Source organism: Methylobacterium sp. (genome assembly GCF_019750675.1).
GTDB lineage: Bacteria > Pseudomonadota > Alphaproteobacteria > Rhizobiales > Beijerinckiaceae > Methylobacterium.
On record NZ_JAIEOF010000325.1, the window covers coordinates 1 to 1,835 of the forward strand.

The following is a 1,835-nucleotide window of genomic DNA, read 5'->3' on the forward strand; positions in this document are numbered from 1 at the left end:
AGGAGAGGGGACCCGCGCTCGCCTTGGACCACATCAGGATCATGGCAGATGCCTCTGGTCGCTCAGAACGCCATGTGGCCGTCCGCGAAATGCGCCTGTCGGAAAGGAACGCGTCGCGGCGCAACAACTCTCCGCTCACGCGGCGATGAACTCGTTCCACTTGCGGACCATGTAGGTGTTCTCGTCCATCACGGCGTTCCAGCAGGCGACGGAGCCCATGCGGGTCTCGAAGGAGCCGCCGTCGCGGGTGGCGCCGGCCTTCTCCAGCACGCTGCCGTCCGGCCCCTTGATGTCCTTCTCGGCGGGCTTGCCCTCCATCCAGTAGGCCCACTCGTAGGGCTCCATGTGTGATTTCGCCGTCTCCAGCACGGCCGAGTAATAGCCCTGGCGGTTGAGGTAGGCGCCGGCCCAGCCGGAGAGGAACCAGTTGATAAAGTCATAGGCCGCATCCAGCTTGCGGCCCGTCAGGGTCTTGGGCAGGCCGAAGCCGGTGGCCCAGGCGCGGTAGCCCTCCTTGAGGGGCTGGTAGGTGCAGGCCACGCCCTGAGAGCGGACCTTGGTGACGGCGGGCGACCACATCGACTGGATCACGGTCTCGCCGGACGCCATCAGGTTCACGGATTCGTTGAAGTCCTGCCAGAAGGCGCGGAACTGGCCGGCGCGCTTGGCCTCGATCAGGAGCTTGATGGTGCGGTCGATCTCCGCCTTCGTCATGTTGCCCTTGTCGGGATAGGTGTAGTCGCCGGTGGCCTCGATCACCATGGCGGCATCCATGATGCCGATGGAGGGGATGTTCAGTATTGAGGCCTTGCCCTTGAATTCGGGGTTCAGGAGTTCCTTCCAGCTCGTGATCGGGCGCTTGATCAGGTCCGGGCGGATGCCGAGCGTGTCGGCGTTGTAGGTGGTGGGGATCAGGGTGATCCACTCGGTGGCCGAACCGGCGAAGTTCTTCGAATTCTGTCCCTCGAGGTAGAAGACCTTCTTGGGCGCGGTGCCCTGGTCGCCGATCTTCTTGCCGGCGACCTCGCCCTTGGTGAAGACCGGGGTGATGTTGTCGGCCTGCTTGATCCGGCGGGCGTCCATGCCCTGGATGTTGCCCGAGGGGATGAGCTTCTTGAGGCTGAAGAACTCGGTGTCGAGGAGGTCGAAGGAGTTCGGCTGGGTAACCACGCGCTTGGTCACCTCGTCGGTGACCACGGGGATGTACTCGATGGTGATCCCGAGATCCTCCTTCACCTTGCGGGCGATGTCGCCGGACTGGTTCACGGCGGTGCCGAGGTAGCGCAGGGTCACGGGTTCGGCCGCGATCACGTTGGGAAAGCCGGTGATCGGACCGGCGCCGAGGGCCAGTCCGGTGGCACCCGCGCCCTGGAGCAGGGTGCGGCGGCTCAGCTTGATCGGAGTCGTCATGCGGGTTCCTCTACGCGGTCAAAAACGGATCAGGCGCTCAGGCGGTGGGCCGCGTCGGCGTCCCAGCCCAGCGGCACGGTCTGGCCGAGGGCGAGGGGGGCGCCCGCATAGGCCGCGTCGTCGATCACCGCCGTCAGCGCGGTGGCGGGGCCTCCGCCCAGGCCGTCGGCCTCGAAGCCCACATGCACGCTGGTGCCCTGGTACTCCACCGAGACGACGCGGGCCGGCACGGCCTCCGGGCCGGCCTGCGCACCGAGGCGCATCCGGTCGGCGCGCACCGCCACCTCGGTCGCATCGGGCAGGCGGATGACGTTGTGGCCGCCGATGAAGCGGGCGACGAAGGCGGTGGCGGGGCGCTCGAACACGGTGCGCGGGTCGGCCGCCTGCTCGATGCGCCCCCCGTTCATCACCACCACGAGGTCGGA

Annotated in this window: 2 protein-coding genes; both read right to left on the reverse strand. The window is 67.0% G+C overall.

What is annotated here, in order from left to right:
• Positions 1-135: 135 nt before the first annotated feature.
• The gene (locus K2X24_RS16665) at positions 136-1,410 is read right to left on the reverse strand and encodes an extracellular solute-binding protein (RefSeq protein WP_238279289.1); all 1,275 of its coding nucleotides are present in this window, start codon (positions 1,408-1,410) and stop codon (positions 136-138) included.
• Positions 1,411-1,439: 29 nt separating this feature from the next.
• The coding region (locus K2X24_RS16670; RefSeq protein ID WP_292499460.1) for a TOBE domain-containing protein at positions 1,440-1,835 on the reverse strand (396 nt) is incomplete at its 5' end.

Coding starts and splice junctions, on each gene's coding strand:
- K2X24_RS16665 (WP_238279289.1), bottom strand. CDS start 1,410: ATGACGACTCCGATCAAGCTGAGCCGCCGCACCCTGCTCCAGGGCGCG.